The sequence below is a fragment of the Aeromonas hydrophila subsp. hydrophila ATCC 7966 genome, assembly GCF_000014805.1.
Lineage (GTDB): Bacteria > Pseudomonadota > Gammaproteobacteria > Enterobacterales > Aeromonadaceae > Aeromonas > Aeromonas hydrophila.
Map to the genome: position 1 here is coordinate 1,501,893 of NC_008570.1, position 20,297 is coordinate 1,522,189.

20 protein-coding genes are annotated in these 20,297 nt (G+C 60.7%); all 20 read left to right on the plus strand.

What is annotated here, in order from left to right:
• The first annotated feature begins 6 nt into the window (after positions 1–6).
• The 20 genes from fliH to AHA_RS06975 all read left to right on the plus strand — a co-directional run bounded on the left by fliH (position 7) and on the right by AHA_RS06975 (position 20,295).
• Positions 7–813 (plus strand): flagellar assembly protein FliH, encoded by an 807-nt coding sequence (gene fliH, locus AHA_RS06880; protein ID WP_011705274.1) that lies wholly within the window; start codon positions 7–9, stop codon positions 811–813.
• Positions 814–885: 72 nt separating this feature from the next.
• On the plus strand, positions 886–2,217 hold the full coding sequence (fliI, locus tag AHA_RS06885; protein WP_011705275.1) for a flagellar protein export ATPase FliI: 1,332 nt from the start codon (positions 886–888) through the stop codon (positions 2,215–2,217).
• Between the two features lie 26 nt (positions 2,218–2,243).
• The gene (gene fliJ / locus AHA_RS06890; protein ID WP_011705276.1) at positions 2,244–2,684 is read left to right on the plus strand and encodes a flagellar export protein FliJ; all 441 of its coding nucleotides are present in this window, start codon (positions 2,244–2,246) and stop codon (positions 2,682–2,684) included.
• 91 nt (positions 2,685–2,775) lie between these two features.
• Positions 2,776–4,797: a flagellar hook-length control protein FliK gene (locus tag AHA_RS06895; protein WP_164927585.1), complete on the plus strand. Its 2,022-nt coding sequence runs from the start codon at positions 2,776–2,778 to the stop codon at positions 4,795–4,797.
• A gap of 57 nt (positions 4,798–4,854) precedes the next feature.
• A complete protein-coding gene (gene fliL / locus AHA_RS06900; protein WP_011705278.1) occupies positions 4,855–5,373 on the plus strand; it encodes a flagellar basal body-associated protein FliL in 519 nt (172 codons plus the stop codon).
• A gap of 9 nt (positions 5,374–5,382) precedes the next feature.
• Positions 5,383–6,453, plus strand: a complete 1,071-nt coding sequence (fliM, locus tag AHA_RS06905) for a flagellar motor switch protein FliM (RefSeq protein ID WP_011705279.1) — start codon at positions 5,383–5,385, stop codon at positions 6,451–6,453.
• Positions 6,454–6,504: 51 nt separating this feature from the next.
• Positions 6,505–6,897, plus strand: a complete 393-nt coding sequence (gene fliN, locus AHA_RS06910) for a flagellar motor switch protein FliN (protein ID WP_011705280.1) — start codon at positions 6,505–6,507, stop codon at positions 6,895–6,897.
• The gene (gene fliO, locus AHA_RS06915; RefSeq protein WP_005298795.1) at positions 6,894–7,277 is read left to right on the plus strand and encodes a flagellar biosynthetic protein FliO; all 384 of its coding nucleotides are present in this window, start codon (positions 6,894–6,896) and stop codon (positions 7,275–7,277) included. The genes fliN and fliO overlap by 4 nt, the downstream gene beginning before the upstream one ends.
• On the plus strand, positions 7,264–8,043 hold the full coding sequence (fliP, locus tag AHA_RS06920; protein WP_011705281.1) for a flagellar type III secretion system pore protein FliP: 780 nt from the start codon (positions 7,264–7,266) through the stop codon (positions 8,041–8,043). The genes fliO and fliP overlap by 14 nt, the downstream gene beginning before the upstream one ends.
• 27 nt (positions 8,044–8,070) lie before the next feature.
• Entirely contained in the window at positions 8,071–8,340 is a 270-nt protein-coding gene (fliQ, locus tag AHA_RS06925) for a flagellar biosynthesis protein FliQ (RefSeq protein ID WP_011705282.1), read from the plus strand.
• A gap of 67 nt (positions 8,341–8,407) precedes the next feature.
• A complete protein-coding gene (fliR, locus tag AHA_RS06930) occupies positions 8,408–9,199 on the plus strand; it encodes a flagellar biosynthetic protein FliR (protein ID WP_011705283.1) in 792 nt (263 codons plus the stop codon).
• Positions 9,200–9,333: 134 nt separating this feature from the next.
• Positions 9,334–10,464 (plus strand): flagellar biosynthesis protein FlhB, encoded by a 1,131-nt coding sequence (gene flhB, locus AHA_RS06935; RefSeq protein WP_011705284.1) that lies wholly within the window; start codon positions 9,334–9,336, stop codon positions 10,462–10,464.
• A gap of 107 nt (positions 10,465–10,571) precedes the next feature.
• Positions 10,572–12,674: a flagellar biosynthesis protein FlhA gene (gene flhA / locus AHA_RS06940; RefSeq protein ID WP_011705285.1), complete on the plus strand. Its 2,103-nt coding sequence runs from the start codon at positions 10,572–10,574 to the stop codon at positions 12,672–12,674.
• Between the two features lie 16 nt (positions 12,675–12,690).
• Entirely contained in the window at positions 12,691–14,112 is a 1,422-nt protein-coding gene (gene flhF, locus AHA_RS06945; protein WP_011705286.1) for a flagellar biosynthesis protein FlhF, read from the plus strand.
• A 1-nt stretch (position 14,113) separates the two neighbouring features.
• The gene (locus AHA_RS06950; protein WP_010634619.1) at positions 14,114–14,989 is read left to right on the plus strand and encodes a MinD/ParA family protein; all 876 of its coding nucleotides are present in this window, start codon (positions 14,114–14,116) and stop codon (positions 14,987–14,989) included.
• A complete protein-coding gene (locus tag AHA_RS06955) occupies positions 14,982–15,701 on the plus strand; it encodes an RNA polymerase sigma factor FliA (protein WP_011705288.1) in 720 nt (239 codons plus the stop codon). The genes AHA_RS06950 and AHA_RS06955 overlap by 8 nt, the downstream gene beginning before the upstream one ends.
• Positions 15,702–15,824: 123 nt before the next feature.
• Positions 15,825–16,196: a chemotaxis response regulator CheY gene (gene cheY, locus AHA_RS06960; RefSeq protein WP_005298814.1), complete on the plus strand. Its 372-nt coding sequence runs from the start codon at positions 15,825–15,827 to the stop codon at positions 16,194–16,196.
• A 12-nt stretch (positions 16,197–16,208) separates the two neighbouring features.
• A complete protein-coding gene (locus tag AHA_RS06965) occupies positions 16,209–16,949 on the plus strand; it encodes a protein phosphatase CheZ (protein ID WP_011705289.1) in 741 nt (246 codons plus the stop codon).
• 11 nt (positions 16,950–16,960) lie between these two features.
• Positions 16,961–19,147, plus strand: coding sequence for a chemotaxis protein CheA (locus AHA_RS06970; protein WP_011705290.1), 2,187 nt, complete (start codon positions 16,961–16,963; stop codon positions 19,145–19,147).
• 32 nt (positions 19,148–19,179) lie between these two features.
• A complete protein-coding gene (locus AHA_RS06975) occupies positions 19,180–20,295 on the plus strand; it encodes a protein-glutamate methylesterase/protein-glutamine glutaminase (RefSeq protein ID WP_011705291.1) in 1,116 nt (371 codons plus the stop codon).
• Positions 20,296–20,297 lie beyond the last annotated feature (2 nt).

Consider the following 20,297-nt stretch of genomic DNA (forward strand, 5'->3'; position numbering starts at 1 on the left):
AGACAGATGAACAACAACAAGCTGCGCGGTTATGTCAGACCCGACGGGGATGAGAGCCAGGTCCAGACCTGGGGCTGGCCCGAGATGGAGGTCGAGGCGGAGGTCGAGACCAATGCTCTCGGGCTGACGCCAGACTGGTATCGGCAGGAAGAAGAGGTTCCGGTCGAAGAACCGGTGGAGGAGCCGGCCCCCAGCATCACTGCCGAGGAGCTCGAAGCGATCCGCCAGGCCGCCTGGGAAGAGGGAATGGCCGAGGGGCGTGACGCCGGTTACGCCAAGGGGCTCGAAGAGGGCAAGCTGGAAGGCTTGCAGCAGGGCCATGCCGCCGGGCTGGAGCAGGGCAAGGAGGAGGGGCTGGCCCTCGGCCGCGAGCTGGTGGAGCAGCAAATGAGCCACTGGCAGGGGCTGATCGATCGCCTCGCCAACCCGCTCAAGGAGCTGGACGGCGCGGTAGAGCAGCAGCTCATCGCTCTGGTGATGCAGCTGGCCCGCGCGCTCATCCGTCACGAGGCCGAAACCTCGCCCCGGCTGTTGCTCGAAGCGCTCAAGCAGGGGCTGGCGCTGTTGCCGGCCGCCGAACTGGGGGTCACCCTGATGCTGCACCCGGACGATCTGGCCCGGGTCGAGCAGGCGTTCGGCGCCGAGGAGTGTGCCAAGCGCCACTGGCGGCTGCAAAGCGATCCCACTCTCTCCCCCGGTGATCTGCAACTGGCCACCGAACTCTCCAGCATCGATCTGACCCTCGCGGGGCGCATCGATCAGCTGCTGCGCAACTTCCTGCGTGACAATACATCGCAGGATGCCCGCGGCTAAGGGCGTGCGGGCCGCCAGGGTGCGGCCCGTCTGCTTTCTCTACCCATTCAACGTCATATCTCAGGAGGCCGGATGAGCGGCTCGTTACTCAATCGGTTGCAAGGGTATCGGGTACGCGATATTGCCCCCAAACCGCCGGTGGCCGGCAAGCTGACCCGGGTGGTGGGGCTGACCCTCGAAGCCATCGGCTGTCGTGCCGCCATCGGGGCGCTCTGTCGCATCGATACCCAGGATGGCTCGCTGGAGGCCGAAGTGGTCGGTTTCTCCGGCGATCGGCTGTTTCTGATGCCAAGCGAACAGCTCAAGGGGGTCATTCCCGGTGCCCGGGTAGTGCCCATCACCGAGGAGCACGGCATCCCGGTCGGCATGAACCTGCTGGGGCGGGTCATCGACGGCATCGGTCAGCCGCTGGACGGGCTCGGTCCCATCCTCTCTTCCCAGACGGTACAGTTTGCCCAGCACCGCATCAACCCGCTCTCCCGCCGCCCGATCCATCAACCGATGGACGTGGGGGTGCGCGCCATCAACGCCGTGCTGACCGTGGGGCAGGGCCAGCGGATGGGGCTGTTCGCCGGCTCCGGCGTCGGCAAATCCGTGCTGCTCGGCATGATGACCCGTGGCTCGGTGGCCGACGTGGTGGTGGTGGGGCTCATCGGCGAACGGGGCCGCGAGGTGAAGGAGTTCATCGAGGAGATCCTGGGGGAGGAGGGGCGTGCCCGCTCCGTGGTGGTGGCGGCGCCGGCCGATGCCTCGCCGCTGATGCGGCTCAAGGGGTGTGAGACGGCGCTGGCTATCGCCGAGTATTTCCGCGATCAGGGGCTCAACGTGCTGCTGCTGATGGACTCGCTCACCCGTTACGCCCAGGCCCAGCGCGAGATCGCCCTGGCGGTGGGCGAGCCGCCGGCCACCAAGGGCTATCCGCCCTCGGTGTTCGCCAAATTGCCGGCACTGGTGGAACGGGCCGGCAACGGCAGCGACGGCCAGGGCTCGATCACGGCTTTCTTCACCGTGCTGACGGAAGGGGACGATCTGCAGGATCCCATCGCCGACGCGGCGCGGGCCATCCTCGACGGCCACATCGTGCTGTCGCGCGAGCTGGCCGATGCGGGCCACTACCCGGCCATCGACATCGAAAAGTCCATCAGCCGGGTGATGCCCATGGTGACCTCGCCGGAACACATGGAGCTGGCGCGCACCCTCAAGCAGTTCTACTCCCTCTACCAGCAGAACCGCGATCTCATCACTATCGGTGCCTACAGCCAGGGCTCCGACCCCCGCATCGACCGCGCCATAATACAAAAACCCTATCTGGATCAGTTCTTGCAGCAGGGAATGCGCGAGGTCATTCACTACGATGCCGGCCTGCAGGCCCTGCAGCTGGTGGCCATGCCGCTGATGCGTTGACGAGAAGATAAGAGGGAGGCGTGCCCATGAGTAAAGGCTTGGTAATGTTGTCGGAGCGGCTGGTGGAGGCCGAACAGCAGGCGGCGCTGGCGCTGGCAAAGGCCCAGCAGGATCTGAAGATCTTCATGGAGCAGCAGGACGCGCTCAACCAGTACCGCCAGATCTACCACCAGCAGTGGACCGACCGCGGCCTGCAGGGCATAGGTGCCCAGCAGAACAGCCAGTATCACGCCTTCATCAACAAGCTCGAGCAGGCAGCCACCCAGCAGTACGAAGGAGTGCTGCAGGTACGCCAGGCGCTGGAGCTGCGCCGCGAGGAGTGGCTGGCCGCCCAGCAGCGGCGCAAGGCGGTGGAGTTGCTGCTGGCCAAACAGGCGGGACGCGAGCAGCAGAAAGCCCAGCGTCAGGAGCAGAAGATGCTGGACGAGTACGCCATGCTGCGCCGTTTCCACCATTCTGGCCTGTAACTTGCTTTCTTCTTGTCATCCCGTGTGCGCCTCACTTCCCCCGGGGAGCTGAGGATAAACCCGAAGCCGAATGTCGCCAGGAATCTTCACCATGATGCAGACACTGTTAACCAATTCTCCCGCCGCACCGACCGCTGCCGCTGCCGACAAGAGCGCTGTGCTGACGGCGAGCCAGGATGGCGGTGAAGGGGCCCTGCAGAGCGACGGCAAGGTCGGCTTTTCCGAGGTGATGAACCGGGTGCAGCAGGCTGACAAGGTCAATGCCAAAGCCGATGGCAAGGTTGCCAACGCTGATGGCAAGGCCCCCAATGCTGATAACAAGGTTCCGGCGCGGCCTGGCGCCGAGCAGGGGAGTGCTGGTGCATTGGAGAGCAACAAGCCGGTGCCGACCGCCAAGGGCGAGGCTGCCAAATCTTTGGCGAATGAGGCTGAAGAGTCCGCTGGCGCCGACGACAAACCACAGAAGGGAAGCGAGCCCGACTCCACTCTCGCCCCCAACGATTTCTTGCAGCGTCTGCAGGATGCCCTCAAACAGGACACCTCCCTGGTCGCCCCGCCGGCCATCAATCTGGTCGCCACCGCACCCGTCGTCGAGACGGACGGCAAGATGTTGCCGCAGAAGGGCGCGGACGCCGAGTCGGCCGAGGCAGCGGCCACCCTCACCCAGCCGCTCGCCGGCAGCAGCGACAAGCAGGGGGCGACGACCAGTGCCGCCGCGTTGGCCCGCCAGGCTGCCAGCTTGCTCACGGGCGAAACCAGTGTGCCGGTTGATGCGAAGGCCGCGCAGCCGGATGTTGTCATGACGGATGACGCCGCCCTGGCGGCTCAGCTGCAGGAAACCGGGCAAGAGGGAAGTGGCAAGGAGAGTGGCACCGGCGCCAATGCCAACCAACCTACCGATAGCAATGGCAAAGAGACCAAGGGGAGCAAAAACGAGCTCTCCGCCGCCGAGCGGGCGGCCTTGTTGAGCAAGGTGCCCGCCGCCGCGTTAAGCGAACAGGGTGAAAATGACACCAAAATCCAGCTGGAGGGCGCCGACAAGGGGGCCAAGCCAGTGGTGCCGCCCATGGCGGGCAAGGAAGAGCCGGTAAAAACCGCTCCGCTGCAGGCCACCCACCAGGCCGTGGCCACTCAGCCCGGCGCCGCCAGAGCGTTTGAAGAGGGGGTGACTCGCACCGATGGCGGCTCGAGCAGCGCCGCTGCTGACAAGGCGCCGACGCAGACCGCTGCCGATGCAGATGGGCAGTCCAAGCCGGTAGCTGCCAAGGCCGAGGGCCAGCCTGCTCCTGCCGCCAGCAGCGGCGCACCGGCGCCGGCCCCAGCCAGCGAACCCGTGCTGGTGGCGCCGCAACAGGTGCTCGCCAGCAGCGAGCCGCAGGGCCCGCAAGCGTCCCTGGCCAGCCTGTCAGCCGGGCTCAAGCAGATGGAAGCCACCGAGCGCAGCGAAGCCCCCAGGGCCCGCAGCGAGGTGAAAGTCGACGTGAAGCAGAAGGTGGCAGAGCTGGCTCGTGGTAGCGCCCAGGAGAGCAGCGAGACGACCACCACCCCGGAGGGCAGCCGCAGCCAGCAGGTCCAGCAGAACAGCCAGCCCCAGGCGGTGGGTCATGACAACCGGCCGGCGGCCACCGAAGCGGCTGCGCGGCGCGAGCCCGCCAACCTGCCCCATCTCAAGCTGGCCGATCCGGAGGCGCCGGCCCAGTTGCATCAGAAGGTCAATCTGATGCTGGCGGACAAGCTGCAGCAGGCGGAGATCCAGCTCGATCCCCTCGGCCTTGGCAAGATGAAGATCCAGATCCAGATGGGGGCTGACAGCCAGGCCAACGTCCATTTCGTGGTGCAGCACGGCCAGACCCGGGAAATGCTGGAGCAGGCCATGCCCCGGCTGCGTGATATGCTGGCCGGACAGGGCATCCAGCTGGGCCAGACCCTGGTGCAACAACAGCCGCAGCAGCAGTCACAGGGCCAGTCGGCATTTGCCGGTCAGGGCCAGCAAGGCCAAAAAGGCAGCGGATCTTTTGCCGAAACAGGCCAAACTGAGGCAGAGGTCACGGGCGCCGGCATGCGTTTGTCGACGGAATCGACAAACGACAGCGGAATTGATTTCTATGCTTGATGCCAGCCCGAGTAAGTTTATGATATCGAACAAGTTTGAGACTAGGGTGGACAAGGGATGGCAGACGATAACGAACTGACGCTGAAAGACCCGGCGGCAGGCAAGAAAAAGAAGCTGATCATGATTATCGCCCTGGCCGTGATTGTGCTGGGTGGCGGCGGGGCCGGCGCCTGGTTCATGCTGTCCGGCGGCGACAAACCGGCGGCCGAGGCCGCGGGGGAGGGCAAAGACGCCAAGCCCAAGGAGGCGGCGCCCCAGCCTTCGCTCTACGTGGGCATGCCGCGCCCCTTCGTGTTTAACGTCTCCGGTGGTCAGCGCGACCGGCTGGTGCAGATCAAGATCCAGCTGATGGTGCGCGGCACCGCCGACGAGACGCTGGCCAAGCAGAATATCCCCCTCATCGAAGGCACCCTGCTGCGGGTCTTCAGTGCGGCCACCAGCGAGCAGCTGATGACCTTCGAGGGCAAGGAGAAGCTGCGCAAGGATTCACTGGAAGAGTGCCGTCGGGTGCTCAATGACCTGGTCTCTTCCCCCGTTATCGAACAAGTGCTGTTTACCGGCTTTGTCATGCAATAAGGGTGAAGCGTGAGCGATCTGTTAAGTCAGGACGAAATTGATGCCCTCTTGCACGGGGTCGATGATGTCGAAGAGGAAGAGATAGGCGCGGCGGGGGATCCCGGCGTCGCCCAGTTCGACTTCTCCTCCCAGGACCGCATCGTCCGTGGTCGCATGCCGACCCTGGAGCTGGTGAACGAGCGTTTCGCCCGTCACATGCGGATCAGCCTGTTCAACATGATGCGCCGCACCGCCGAGGTCTCCATCAACGGCGTGCAGATGCTCAAGTTCGGCGAGTACGTGCACACCCTGTTCGTGCCGACCAGCCTGAACATGGTGCGCTTCCGCCCGCTCAAGGGGACCGCGCTCATCACCATGGAGGCACGGCTGGTTTTCATCCTGGTGGAGAACTTCTTCGGTGGCGATGGCCGCTACCACGCCAAGATCGAGGGGCGTGAGTTCACCCCCACCGAGCGGCGCATTATCCAGATGCTGCTCAAGCTGGTGTTCGAGGATTACAAGGACGCCTGGGCACCGGTGATGGACGTGGGCTTCGAGTACCTCGACTCCGAGGTGAACCCGGCCATGGCCAACATCGTCAGCCCCACCGAGGTGATCGTGGTCAGCTCGTTCCACATCGAGCTGGATGGCGGTGGCGGTGACTTTCACGTGGCCATGCCCTACTCCATGCTGGAGCCCATCCGCGAGCTGCTGGACGCCGGCGTGCAGAGCGACAAGGGTGACACCGACGTGCGCTGGAGCAAGGCACTGCGCGACGAGATCATGGACGTCAAGGTGGAGCTGCGGGCCAAGTTGCTGGAGACCGAGCTCACCCTGCGCGAGCTGATGGAGCTGCAACCCGGCGACATCATCCCGGTGGAGATGCCGGAGAACCTGCTGGTGTTCGTGGAGGACTTGCCCACCTTCCATGCCAAGATGGGGCGGACCAAGGACAATGTGGCGCTCAAGATCACCGACAAACTCAAGCGCCCGGAAGGGGTCAAGACCGAGATGCATCTGGTGACCCGGGGCGGTGTACGCATTGATGGCGAGGCCGAGCTGGAAGAGCTCGAGCGCAGCATCGAAGATCAACAACGATAAACGGCGATCTGCACTGGCAGGCCGTCAAGAAAGCAGCATAAGGAATTCAAGATGAGCGGAACTGATGAAGAGGATCTGATGGCGGACGCCTGGGCAGCCGCGCTGGAAGAGCAGGTGACTGCCGAAGCCAAGCCCGCTCCCCTCGAAGAGCTCAAGGATGATGCCCCCATCAGTGCCGAGGAGCGGCGCAAGCTGGATACCATTCTGGATATTCCGGTGACCATCGCCATGGAAGTGGGCCGCAGCCAGATCAGCATCCGCAACCTGCTGCAGCTCAACCAAGGCTCGGTGGTGGAGCTGGATCGGGTGGCGGGCGAGCCGCTCGACGTACTGGTCAACGGTACCCTGATCGCCCACGGCGAGGTAGTGGTGGTGAACGACAAGTTCGGTATCAGGCTGACTGACGTCATCAGTCAGATCGAAAGGATCAAGAAACTAAAATGATCCGTCTCTTCCCGCTGTGGCTTCTCTCCCTCCCCGCACTGGCTGAACCCGGTGCGGGCGCCAATCCGCCCAGCCTCACCTCCTGGCTGCTCTCCAGCCTGATGGTGATAGGCCTCATCCTGGTGCTCGGTTTCCTGCTCAAGAAGAGCAAGATTGCCACCGCCATGGGGGGCGGCCAGATGCGGGTCATCGCCAGCCTGCCGGTGGGCTACAAGGAGAAGCTGCTGGTGGTCAAGGTGGGCGAACAGCAACTGTTGCTCGGGGTGACGCCGCAGCAGGTCAACTTTCTCTATCGCCTGGAAGAGCCGCTGGACGAGAGCCAGCCCCAGGCGTTTTCCCAGCAGCTTGGCAAATTGATGGGCAAGCATGAAAAAAGCTAACGGCTCACGGCCGCACGGTGGGCTGCTGGTCGGCCTGTTATCCCTCCTGATCCTCTGCTCGCCGCTGGCGCTGGCCCAGGACGGCATGTCGGCAGTCACCATCAAGACCATGGCGGATGGCAGCCAGGAATACAGCCTGACCCTGCAGGTGCTGGCGCTGATGACGGCGCTCTCCTTCCTGCCGGCCATCGTCATCATGATGACCTCCTTTACTCGCATCATCATAGTGCTCGGCATTCTGCGCCAGGCCATCGGCCTGCAGCAGAGCCCCTCCAACCAGGTGTTGATCGGCATTGCCCTGTTCATGTCGTTCTTCATCATGTCGCCGGTGCTGGATCGCATCAACAACGAGGCGCTGCAACCCTATCTGGCCGAGACCATCCAGGCCAAGGAGGCGCTGGAGAAGGCCGAGCTGCCCATCCACCAGTTCATGCTGGCCCAGACCCGGATCAAGGATCTCAACACCTTCATGGAGATAGCGAACGTGCAGGTGGACAAGCCCGCCGACGTGCCGCTGCGGGTGCTGATCCCGGCGTTTGTCACCAGCGAACTCAAGACCGCGTTCCAGATAGGCTTCATGCTGTTTCTGCCGTTTCTGGTGATAGACCTGGTGGTGGCCAGTATCCTGATGGCGATGGGGATGATGATGTTGTCGCCGATGCTGGTCTCCCTGCCATTCAAGCTGATGTTGTTCGTCATGGTGGATGGCTGGAACCTGATCCTGGGATCCCTGGCCAACAGCTTCGGGCTGGGCGCCGGTGGCTAAGGGCGAGCAACGCAAGGAGCGAACGGCATGAGTCCTGAAACCTTTATCGACGTGTTTCGCGAGGCGCTCTGGCTGGTCACCATCATGGTGTGTGCCGTGATCCTGCCGAGCCTCTGCGTCGGCTTGCTGGTGGCCATCTTCCAGGCGGCCACCTCCATCAACGAACAGACCTTGAGCTTTTTGCCCCGTCTCATCGTCACCCTGTTTGCACTGGGGGCGGGGGCGCACTGGGGCTTGCAGAGTCTGATGGACTTCTTCCTGCTGATGGTGAGCCAAATTCCGGAGGTGGTGGGATGATGGGCCAGCTCGAGCAGGGCGGCCTTCTGTGCTCGTTGCCGGCCTCGATGGCCCGCAAGGTGCCCGGATGACCTACACAACCGCTCTCATCATGGAGTGGTTGTCTTCCATCGTCTGGCCGTTGGCGCGGGTGAGCGGGCTGCTGATGGTGATGGCGGTGTTTGGCAGCCGGCTGACACCGGCCCGTGTGCGCATCAGCCTGGCGCTGGCGCTGACCCTGATGATTGCCCCTTTGCTTCCCCCCATGCCCAAGATAGAGCTGTTCTCGGTCGGCAGTTTTCTGGTGCTGGGCCAGCAGTTGCTCATCGGGGTCGCGCTCGGTCTCATGACCCAGTTCCTGATGGAGAGCTTCGTGATGGCCGGCCAGATCATCGCCATGCAGACCAGTCTGGGTTTCGCTACTCTGGTGGACCCCATGAACGGCCAGTCGGCACCGGTGGTGGGCCAGTTCTACCTGATGCTGGCGACCCTGGTGTTTCTGGCGGTGGACGGCCACCTCATCATGCTGCGCATGGTGGTGCTGAGCTTTGATACCCTGCCGGTGTCGGACAGCGGCCTCAGCCTGCCTTCCATTCGCGATCTGATCGGTTTTCTCGGGGTCATGTATCAGGCCTCGCTGGTGATGGCACTCTCCGCCATCGTCGCCCTGCTGCTCATCAACTTTGCCTTTGGCGTCATGACCCGCGCCGCCCCCCAGCTCAACATCTTCAGTATCGGCTTTGCGGTCAGCATGATGTCGGGCCTGCTGATCCTCTGGCTCACCATAGGTGGCTTCCTCGGCCATTTCGACAGCATGTGGGAGCGGGTGCAGGAGACCAGTTGCACCCTCATCGGCACCCAGTGCCTGGGGGGGCAGTAAGATGCCGGCGGCAGGCTGGGGGCTCCATTGCCCGAGATTGATTGCCTGGACCTGCCCTGTTGGCATGGTGCGACTGAACAACGGCGCTCCGGCGGGTTTGATGCCGGATTGCCTCGACCTGTGCGGGGGTCAGCATGGCTGATACCGATCAGGAACGTACCGAACAACCCACGGGCAAACGACTGCAACAAGCCCGGGAAAAAGGGCAGATTGCACGATCCAAGGAGCTGGGTACCGCCAGCGTCCTGCTGGCGGCCGTGTTTGGCCTGCTGATGGTCAAGGAGAGCCTGGCCGGCGCCATGGTCAAGGTGCTCACCATGGGCTTTACTCTGGATCGGGAGCAGGCGTTCGACCCCAATGCCATGATGACCATGCTGCCGGCCCTGCTGCGCGAGCTGCTGCACCCACTCGGTCTGCTGTTCATGCTGGTGGCCATCGCCGCCTTCGTCGGCAACATCCTGATGGGGGGGATGAACTTCTCCTCCGAGGCCATGCTGCCCAAGTGGAGCAAGCTGAGCCCGCTCAACGGCATCAAGCGGATGTTCGGGGTGCAATCCCTGGTCGAGCTGGTCAAGTCCATCGCCAAGGTGGTGTTCATCTCCCTGTTCGCCTGGTGGATGCTCTCCAGCCAGTTCAACCACCTGCTCAATCTCTCCCTCGAGGGCTACCCGGGCGGCATCATAGACGCGCTGGATCTGCTGCTGTGGATGCTGATCATCCTCTGCTGCGCCCTCATTCCCATCGTGGCCATCGACGTGCCGTTCCAGCAGTGGAACCACATGCGCCAGCTCAAGATGACCAAGCAGGAGGTCAAGGACGAGTTCAAGGACAGCGAAGGCAAACCCGAGGTGAAGGGGCGGATCCGCCGTCTGCAGATGGAGATGGCGATGCGCCGCATGATGGGGGATGTACCCAAGGCGGACGTGGTCATCACCAACCCAACCCACTACTCGGTGGCGCTCAAGTACGATACCGCCAAGCCGGGCAGCGCGCCCAAGGTAGTGGCCAAGGGCACCGATGAAATCGCGATGAAGATCAGAGAGATAGCCAGGGAGTACGAGATCCCGGTGATGCCGTCCCCGGCGTTGACTCGCGCCATCTACCACGCCACCGAAATTGGTCACGAGATCCCGGAAGGACTGTTTGCCGCCGTGGCCCAGGTGCTGGCCTATGTCTATCAGCTCAAGAAGTTCCGCCGTGGCCGTGGTCGCCGTCCCAATCCGCTGGCCAAGGATCTGCCCATTCCAACCGAATTCCGCAAATGACAAACTTCTGACACAGTCAAAATAAAATCATTGTATTTCAATATCTTGTATTGTTGGCTTGATGTTTGCTTTAATCTGGCATCAGCGGTTTGAGATTGAGAAAAACGATGAAACTCCAGGCATCATTGGGCCGAATCAAAGAGTACAAGTGGCTGTTGACCAAGGGCCTGGGGACGCCGCTGCTGGTGCTGGCCTCTCTTGGCATGGTGGTGCTGCCCATTCCGCCGCTGATGCTGGATATCCTGTTTTCCTTCAACATCGCGCTCTCCATTGTGGTGCTGCTGGTGGCCGTCTACACCCGCCGTCCGCTCGAATTTGCCGCCTTCCCGACCGTGCTGCTGATAGCGACCCTGCTGCGGCTGGCGCTCAACGTCGCCTCTACCCGGGTGGTGTTGCTGGAAGGCCACAACGGCAGTGCGGCGGCCGGCCACGTGATCGAAGCCTTCGGCAACGTGGTGATCGGCGGCAACTACACGGTCGGCATCATCGTCTTCATGATCCTGATGATCATCAACTTCGTGGTGGTCACCAAGGGTGCGGGCCGGATCTCAGAAGTTAGCGCCCGCTTCACCCTGGATGCCATGCCCGGCAAACAGATGGCCATCGATGCGGACTTGAACGCCGGCCTCATCAATCAGGAAGAGGCCAAGAAGCGCCGCCAGGACGTGACCCAGGAAGCCGACTTCTACGGTTCCATGGACGGTGCCTCGAAATTCGTGAAAGGGGATGCGGTGGCGGGGATCATGATCCTTTTCATCAACATCCTGGGCGGCTTCATCATCGGGATGGTGCAGCACCAGCTCACTTTCAGCGAAGCGGCCCAGATCTATACCCTGCTGGCCATCGGTGACGGTCTGGTGGCCCAGATCCCGTCGCTGCTGCTCTCCATCGCCGCCGCCATCATAGTGACCCGCCAGAACACGGATCAGGACATGGGCACCGCGGTGCTGGGCCAGTTGTTCGACAATCCCAAAGCCCTGATCATTTCGGCCGGTATCCTGCTGATGATGGGCAGCGTGCCCGGCATGCCCCATCTGGCGTTCCTCAGTCTGGGGGCCATCGCCGCTGCCGGTGCCTGGTGGCTGCTGCGCCGCGAGAAACAGCTGGCGGCCAAGGCGGCCAAGGGCGAGCTGATGCCGGCGAGCACGGAGCAGACCCACGAGCAGAAAGACTTGAGCTGGGACGACGTGATGCCGGTGGACATCATCGGCTTGGAGGTGGGTTATCAACTCATCCCGCTGGTGGATCGCAACCAGGGCGGCGAGCTGCTCAACCGGATCAAGGGGGTGCGCAAGAAGCTCTCCCAGGAGCTGGGTTTTCTGGTGCCTGCGGTGCATATCCGCGACAACCTGGATCTGGCCCCGAACCAATATCGCATCACCTTGATGGGAGTCAGTACCGGCGAGGCCAATGTTTACCATGATAAGGAAATGGCCATCAATCCGGGCCAGGTGTTCGGCCAGATCCAGGGGGTTGCGACCCGGGATCCCGCTTTCGGGCTGGAGGCTGTGTGGGTTGCCAAGGAGCAGGTCTCCCAGGCGCAGACCCTTGGCTACACAGTGGTGGATACCGCGACCGTGGTGGCCACTCACCTCAGCCAAATCCTCTCCAACCATGCCGCCCTGCTGCTGGGCCATGACGAAGTACAACAGTTGCTCGACATGATTGGGAAGCACCAGAACAAGCTGGTGGAAGGGCTGGTTCCTGAGGTCATCACCATGGGTAACCTGGTGAAGGTATTGCAGAATTTGCTCAATGAAGGCGTGCCAATCCGCGATATGCGCACTATCCTGCAGACCCTGGTGGAATATGCCCCGCGCAGCCAGGATCCGGAAGTGCTGACGGCGGCCTGCCGTATCGCCCTGCGCCGGCTGATCGTGCAGGAAATTGCCGGCCCGGATCCTGAACTGCCGGTGATCACCTTGGCACCGGAATTGGAACGTATATTGCATCAATCCCTGCAGGCAGGGGGTGGTGATGGCGCCGGCATAGAGCCGGGTCTGGCGGAGCGGATGCAACGCTCGCTGGTGGAAGCCACTCAACGACAAGAACTGGAAGGCCAACCGGCCGTGCTTCTGACATCAGGGATACTGCGCAATACCCTGGCGAAATTTGTCAAGAATGCCATTCCTGGATTGCGCGTTCTGTCTTATCAGGAAGTGCCTGATGACAAGCAAATCCGCATCGTCAGTGCGGTAGGGCAGAACTAGTTAGCGGAGATGACGGGTGAAGATTAAGCGGTTTTTTGCCAAGGACATGCGAACGGCTCTGGCCGAGGTCAAGGAGACTCTCGGGCCCGATGCCGTCATCATGTCCAACAAGAAGGTCACCGGTGGGGTGGAAATAGTCGCCGCTGTCGATTATCAATCCCAGGTTCCGGGACCCAAAGATGCGCCGGTTCGCCGTCAGTTAAACGATGAGAGCGTCAATATCTCGTCTGCCGGACGGCAGATGACCCGCCCTGCACCGAGTCCGGCCCAGGAGCAGAACGAACATTATGCCGACACCCTGGCCGCCCTGCTGGCCCGCCAGCAGAAGCTGAACCCGGCCCAGAACGGTCAGGCGGGCCAGAGCGGTGCCCCGTCGGCTGCTGCCAGCGGCGCGCCCCGCACTCTGGCCGAACAGGGACAATGGGGAGCCGCTCCCGAGTCCGCCAAACCGAAGGCGAGAGCCGCCGCGCCCGGCCGTGCTCCCCAATCCCCCCAGCGGGATCAGGAGATGGAGGGGATGCGCAAGGAGATGGCCAGCATCCGCAAGCTGCTGGAGCACCAGATCTCCGGCCTGATGTGGCAGGAGGTTGAGCGTCGCGAGCCGATGCGTGCCCTGCTCATCAAGGAGCTCAAGAAGATAGGGTTTGACGATGCCTTTGCCGATCAGCTGGCCGGCCTTATCCCCGAGGATATGTCCATCCATCAGGCCATGGCCCAGTTGGCCGAGGTGTTGGCGGCCCAGCTCAAGATCAGCGAAGACGAAATTCTGCGGCAGGGTGGGGCGGTTGCCCTGCTCGGGCCGACCGGGGTGGGCAAGACCACCACCATTGCCAAGCTGGCGGCGCGGTTTGCCATGAAGTATGGCGCCGAGCAGGTGGCGCTCATCACTACCGACAACTACCGGATCGGTGCCCATGAACAGCTGCAGACCTATGGTCGCATCATGGGCTGCCCGGTGCGGCAGGTGCGGGATGCCGAGGAGCTGGCCAATGCGCTCTATCAGTTCCGTCACCGCCGGCTGGTGCTCATTGATACCGCCGGGGTAGGGCAGCGGGATATCCGGCTGACCGAGCAGCTCGATACCCTGGTCAAGAATGCCAAGGTACGCATCCGCAGCTACCTGGTGATGTCGGCCACTTCCCAGCGTCGGGTGATGCAGGAAGCGGTGGACCATTTCCGGCGTATTCCATTGAGCGGCTGCATACTTACCAAATTGGATGAGAGTCTGAATCTGGGCGAAGTGATTAACGTGTGTATCCAGAATGCGCTGCCTATCAGCTATATCACTGATGGACAAAGGGTTCCGGAAGATATTCAGGTCGCCAATGCGGCACAGCTCGTCGGAGCTGCCATGGGCTCGCTGGAGCGGGAAACAGAAGAACCCTATTTCTGGGGCACAGGCTTTGGCGAGGCCGAAGATTCGGAGTTTTATGAGTAACATGTATATGGATCAGGCGAGTGGTCTGCGCAAAATGCGTCAAAACAATCGAGTAAAAGTGATCGCCGTGTCTGGTGGCAAGGGGGGCGTCGGCAAGACCAACGTGACCCTGAACGTGGCGGGAGCCATGGCCGCCCAAGGCAAACGGGTGATGGTACTGGACGCCGACCTTGGCCTGGCCAACGTGGACGTCATGCTGGGGCTGCGGGTACATCGCAACCTGTCCCATGTGCTGGCCGGCGAATGCACCATCGACGACATCATCGTCGAGGGGCCTTACGGCATGATGATAGTGCCGGCCACCTCGGGTACCCAGTCCATGGTCGAGCTCTCGCCGGTGCAACACGCCGAGCTTATCCGCGCTTTCAGCGAGATGAAGACCCAGGTCGACATCCTGCTGGTGGATACGGCGGCTGGAATCTCCGACATGGTGCTGAGCTTCACCCGTGCGGCCCAGGACATCATGGTGGTGGTGTGCGATGAACCGACCTCCATCACGGATGCCTACGCCCTCATCAAGATCCTCTCCAAGGAGCACGGCGTCTTCCGCTTCAAGGTGGTGGCCAACATGGTTCGCTCCTTGCGCGAAGGTCAGGAACTCTATGCCAAGCTGACCCGGGTCACCGACCGTTTCCTGGATACCTCGCTGGAGCTGGTTGCCTGCGTCCCCTACGACACCAATCTGCGAGCCGCCGTGCGCAAGCAGAAGCTGATTGTCGAAGCCTTCCCCAAGTCCCCGGCCGCGCTGGCGTTCAGAGCGCTGGCCAACAAGGCGGCAAGCTGGCCCATTCCTAACCAACCCGGCGGTCATCTCGAATTTTTCCTGGAAAATTTGCTGCAAAAGCCGGTCATAGCACAGGAAGGTTCCCGTGAATAAAGCCCAAGCGTACTTGCGTCATCAGGATTCCTATGTGCTGGTCGAGCGTCATGCTCCGCTGGTGAAACGGATCGCCCAGCATTTGTTGGCTCGCCTGCCAAGCAGTGTCTTGCTGGATGACCTGATCCAGGCAGGTATGATTGGATTGCTTGAAGCCTCCCGCAATTTTGACGGCAGCAAGGGGGCGAGCTTTGAAACCTACGCCGGGATCCGTATCCGCGGTTCCATGCTCGACGAGATCCGGCGGGGTGACTGGGTGCCGCGTTCGGTACACCGCAACAGCCGCACCATCGCCGAAGCCATCGAAAATGTTGAACAAGCCCATGGCCGTGATGCTCGCGATAGCGAGGTTGCCGCCCAGATGGGGGTCAGCCTTGGTGAGTATCACACGATGCTGCAGGATGTCTCCTGCGGCAAGATCATCGGCATCGAAGATCTTGGCGTCAGCGAGGATGTCATTGGCCACCCCGATGATGAGCCGGGCAGCAACGGGTTTGATGAACTGGCTGCCGAGCGTTTTCAAGGGGCGCTGGCCGAACACATTGGCCGCCTGCCGGAGCGGGAAGCGCTGGTGCTCTCCCTTTACTACGATGAAGAACTGAACTTGCGTGAAATAGGCGAGGTATTGAACGTCAGCGAGTCTCGCGTGAGCCAGATACATAGTCAGGCGATGCACAGATTACGCGCGCGTTTAAGAGATTGGCATGTATAAGTGTTTGTACTGGCTACACTGAAACAAAACTCTAAGGCATAATCCGCAAAACAAAACCTGCGATCTGCATCATGTAAGTGAGCCGCTCTGGCGGCTATTTAGGAGGGAATTTTGGACAAGAACATGAAAATCCTCATTGTTGACGATTTTTCAACGATGCGCCGGATTATCAAGAACTTGCTGCGTGACTTGGGATTCAACAATACCCACGAAGCAGACGATGGCAACACGGCCTTGCCAATGTTGAAAAATGGTGATTTTCAATTTGTCGTGACCGACTGGAACATGCCGGGTATGCAAGGCATCGACCTGCTCAAGGCTATTCGCGTCGATGACAAACTCAAACACCTGCCGGTTCTGATGGTGACTGCCGAAGCGAAACGCGAGCAGATCATTGAAGCTGCCCAGGCCGGCGTCAATGGCTATATCGTCAAGCCTTTCACTGCTGCAACGCTCAAAGAGAAACTCGACAAAATCTTTGAACGAATCGGCTAAGGAGCAGCAGGGATGAAGGCCAAAACGAGTGCAATGATTTCGCTCGATCAGGCAAGGATGCTTGTTGCCCATCTTGAGCAAGGTGAATTTGAACAGGCCGACACTCTCATCGCCGATGCGTGTGCTCCCAATGCGGCGGCCCTGTTTGACAAAGTGGGTCAGTTGACCCGACAACTGCATGATTCCCTACAAGATTTTCGGCTAGATCCCCGGATCCCCGATCTGGCCACCCATGAAATCCCCGATGCGCGGGAGCGACTCAGTTATGTCATCGACATGACGGACAAAGCTGCCAATCGCACCATGGATGCCGTGGAAGCCAGTCTACCGATTGCCGATCGACTAAATGACAATATTCAGCTTGTTCTGCCCAACTGGAATGCCCTGATGAGCAGAGAGATGAGTGTTGGGCAGTTCAAGTCTTTATGTCACCAACTGGATGATTTCATTAAGGCTTCTGAATCTGATGCCGATAAATTACGGCAACTGCTGACAGAAATCCTGATGGCGCAAGATTTTCAGGATTTGACCGGCCAGATGATCCGCAAGGTCATCAAGTTGGTTCAGGAAGTTGAAACTAAATTAATAGAAATGCTGACTATGTTTGGTGAGGCATCTGCTGAGCATTCTTCTCGCAGCCTTCCTGTAAGCGGGATTGAAGCTGAAGGCCCCATCATGAACCCTGAGACTCGTTCCGATGTGGTCAATGGTCAGGATGATGTGGACGATCTGCTGTCTAGCCTGGGATTTTAATGGAGTGACGCATGGCCTTCGAAGTTGATGAAGACATACTGCAAGACTTTTTGGTCGAAGCATCCGAAATATTGGAACAGTTGTCTGAACAACTGGTCGACTTGGAAAAGCGACCCGATGACAAGAATCTGTTGAATGCCATATTTCGCGGCTTCCATACCGTCAAAGGCGGTGCCGGCTTTCTCTCGCTGACCGAGTTGGTGGATGTTTGTCACGGTGCCGAGAACGTGTTCGATATCTTGCGCAATGGCAAGCGAACCGTTACCGCCGAGTTGATGGATGTTATTTTGCAGGCGCTGGATGCCATCAATGTGATGTTTGCCCAGGTGCAGAATCGCGAACCGCCAAGCCCGGCTTCCGCTGAAATCCTGCACGACCTGCATGAGCTCTGCAAGCCTGAAGGGGAAGAGCAGCTGTTGACCGCTTCTGCGGGTGGCAGTGTGGCGTCTGAAGAGATGGCTCCTGCCGTTGAAGAGGTGGTCGAGGTGGCCGCAGCCATCCCGGAACCTGTCGCCGATCCCGTCCCCGCTTCTTCCGTCGTCAGTGGTGGGAGCTCCATCGACGAGATCTCCGCCGATGAATTCGAACGCCTGCTCGATGAACTGCATGGCGTGGGAGGTGCTCCGACTGCTGCCGCTAGCCCGGTGGTGGCAAGCTCCGGAGATATTACCGACGATGAATTCGAGGCCCTGCTCGATCAGTTGCATGGTCAGGGCCAACATGGCGGAGCACCTGAAAGCAATCCATTGAAATCAGTACAAAAAGAAGTTGATGAACTGATCGATGACGATGAATTCGAGCGACTGCTGGATGAACTGCACGGTCGTGGCCAAGGGCCGCAAACCAGTATTACGCCGCCGCCAGCCGCGCCTGTACAGGCCGCGATAGCACCCGCTGCCGCTACGCCAGCTCCGGCAGCCAAGCCAGCCCCGGCCGCCGCCAAACCGGCTGCGGCCCCGGCAAAACCGGCACCAGCCCCTGCGCCAGCCAAGCAACCGGCCCCTGCGCCTGCTGACAACGCAGTGCAAAGCGATACCACCGTTCGGGTGGATACCAAGACGCTGGACGTCATCATGAACATGGTGGGTGAGCTGGTATTGGTGCGCAACCGTCTGGTCAGCCTTGGTATTGCCAGCAACGATGAAGACATGTCAAAAGCGGTTGCCAATCTGGATGTGGTGACGGCAGATCTGCAGGGTGCTGTCATGAAAACCCGCATGCAGCCCATCAAGAAAGTGTTTGGTCGCTTCCCGCGCGTCGTTCGTGATCTGGCTCGTACCCTCAAGAAAGAAATCGAGCTGGTGATGGTCGGGGAAGAGACGGATCTGGACAAGAACCTGGTTGAAGCGCTGGCTGACCCGCTGGTTCACTTGGTGCGCAACTCCTGTGACCATGGGGTTGAAATGCCGGATGTCCGTGAGAAAGCAGGCAAACCACGGCAGGGCACCATTACCCTGAGCGCTTCCCAGCAGGGCGATCATATCTTGCTGTGCATCGAAGATGATGGTGCCGGTATGGATCCCGAGAAGCTCAAGTCCATCGCCATCAGCCGTGGTGTGCTGGATGCCGATACGGCAGCTCGGATGAGCGACAACGATGCCTACAACCTGATCTTCGCTCCCGGTTTTTCTACCAAGTCCGAGATCTCGGATATCTCCGGCCGTGGTGTCGGGATGGACGTGGTGAAGACCAGTATCGTCAGCCTCAATGGCTCGGTGCATATCGATTCGACCTGGGGCAAGGGTACCCGTCTTGAAATCAAGGTGCCGCTGACCTTGGCCATTCTGCCGACCCTGATGGTGGAAGTGGGTGAGCAGACCTTCGCGCTGCCGCTGGGCTGCGTGAACGAGATTTTCCACTTGGACCTCAAGAAGGCCAACATGGTGGATGGCCAGCTCACCATCATAGTGCGCGAAAAAGCCATCCCGCTCTTCTATCTGTACAACTGGCTGGTCAGGGGCAAGCACAAGAAGTCACGGCAAGATACGGGTCATGTGGTCATCGTGCAGATTGGCACGCAGCAGATCGGTTTTGTCGTGGATAACCTGATTGGCCAGGAAGAAGTGGTGATCAAGCCGCTGGACAGCCTGTTGCAAGGTACCCCAGGCATGGCGGGAGCCACCATCACCAGCGATGGCGGTATTGCACTCATTCTGGATGTGCCGAGTCTGCTCAAGGCGTATGCCCGTAGACATTGATAGCCCAGGCCCAAGGAGTTAGAAAAATAACAATGGCAGTCAAGGTATTAGTTGTCGACGATTCGAGCTTCTTCCGTCGTCGGGTCAGCGAGATCATCACTCAGGATCCCATGCTGACGGTGATCGATACGGCTCAAAATGGACGCGAAGCCGTGGACAAGGCGATCCAGCTGCGCCCGGATGTGATCACCATGGACATCGAGATGCCCGTGATGGATGGCATCAGCGCCGTACGCGAGATCATGGCCAAGTGTCCGACTCCGATCCTGATGTTCTCCTCTTTGACTCATGAAGGGGCCAAGGCGACGCTGGATGCGCTGGATGCCGGGGCGCTCGATTTCCTGCCCAAGAAATTTGAAGATATCGCCCGTGACAAGGATGAAGCCGTTCGCCTGTTGCAGCAGCGAGTCAAGGAGATTTCTCGCAAGCGTTTCCTGATGGCGGCACCTGCTCGTCCCAAAGCCCCTGAACCTGCCGCCCGTTCCCCGCTGAGCAGCTCAATCGCCCGGCCAGCAGAGCGTCAGGCCGAGCCGCCGCGAGCTATGCCTGCGGCAGCCTTCAAACGCAGTGGCAAGAGTTATCAGCTGGTGGCTATCGGTACCTCGACGGGGGGCCCGGTTGCGCTGCAGAACGTGTTGACCAAATTACCCGGTGATTTTCCTCATCCCATCTTGTTGATCCAGCATATGCCGGCAACCTTTACCGCTGCGTTTGCCGCTCGCCTCAACGGTCTGTGCCAGATCGGGGTCAAGGAAGCGGAAGATGGTGATGTGCTCAAACCTGGTCATGCTTACCTGGCTCCGGGCGGCAAGCAGATGCTGCTGGAAGGGCGTGGTGCGGGTGCCCGTATCCGGATTGTCGATGGCAATGACAAGGTGAATTACAAACCGTGCGTCGACATCACCTTTGCCTCTGCCGCCAAAACCTATGCCGACAAGGTGCTCGCCATCGTGTTGACCGGGATGGGGGCAGATGGTCGGGATGGTGCGCGTCTGCTCAAGGAGCAGGGCTCTACCATCTGGGCACAGGATGAAGCTTCCTGCGTGGTATATGGCATGCCGCAAGCGGTTGCCAAAGCCGGCATCGCCACGGAATCACTGCCGCTGGATCGGGTAGCACAACGAATCCTGGTTGAGCTGGGCCGCTAACG

Coding starts and splice junctions, on each gene's coding strand:
- fliH (WP_011705274.1), top strand. CDS start 7: ATGAACAACAACAAGCTGCGCGGTTATGTCAGACCCGACGGGGATGAG.
- fliI (WP_011705275.1), top strand. CDS start 886: ATGAGCGGCTCGTTACTCAATCGGTTGCAAGGGTATCGGGTACGCGAT.
- fliJ (WP_011705276.1), top strand. CDS start 2,244: ATGAGTAAAGGCTTGGTAATGTTGTCGGAGCGGCTGGTGGAGGCCGAA.
- AHA_RS06895 (WP_164927585.1), top strand. CDS start 2,776: ATGATGCAGACACTGTTAACCAATTCTCCCGCCGCACCGACCGCTGCC.
- fliL (WP_011705278.1), top strand. CDS start 4,855: ATGGCAGACGATAACGAACTGACGCTGAAAGACCCGGCGGCAGGCAAG.
- fliN (WP_011705280.1), top strand. CDS start 6,505: ATGAGCGGAACTGATGAAGAGGATCTGATGGCGGACGCCTGGGCAGCC.
- fliO (WP_005298795.1), top strand. CDS start 6,894: ATGATCCGTCTCTTCCCGCTGTGGCTTCTCTCCCTCCCCGCACTGGCT.
- fliP (WP_011705281.1), top strand. CDS start 7,264: ATGAAAAAAGCTAACGGCTCACGGCCGCACGGTGGGCTGCTGGTCGGC.
- fliQ (WP_011705282.1), top strand. CDS start 8,071: ATGAGTCCTGAAACCTTTATCGACGTGTTTCGCGAGGCGCTCTGGCTG.
- fliR (WP_011705283.1), top strand. CDS start 8,408: ATGACCTACACAACCGCTCTCATCATGGAGTGGTTGTCTTCCATCGTC.
- flhB (WP_011705284.1), top strand. CDS start 9,334: ATGGCTGATACCGATCAGGAACGTACCGAACAACCCACGGGCAAACGA.
- flhA (WP_011705285.1), top strand. CDS start 10,572: ATGAAACTCCAGGCATCATTGGGCCGAATCAAAGAGTACAAGTGGCTG.
- AHA_RS06950 (WP_010634619.1), top strand. CDS start 14,114: ATGTATATGGATCAGGCGAGTGGTCTGCGCAAAATGCGTCAAAACAAT.
- cheY (WP_005298814.1), top strand. CDS start 15,825: ATGAAAATCCTCATTGTTGACGATTTTTCAACGATGCGCCGGATTATC.
- AHA_RS06965 (WP_011705289.1), top strand. CDS start 16,209: ATGAAGGCCAAAACGAGTGCAATGATTTCGCTCGATCAGGCAAGGATG.
- AHA_RS06970 (WP_011705290.1), top strand. CDS start 16,961: ATGGCCTTCGAAGTTGATGAAGACATACTGCAAGACTTTTTGGTCGAA.
- AHA_RS06975 (WP_011705291.1), top strand. CDS start 19,180: ATGGCAGTCAAGGTATTAGTTGTCGACGATTCGAGCTTCTTCCGTCGT.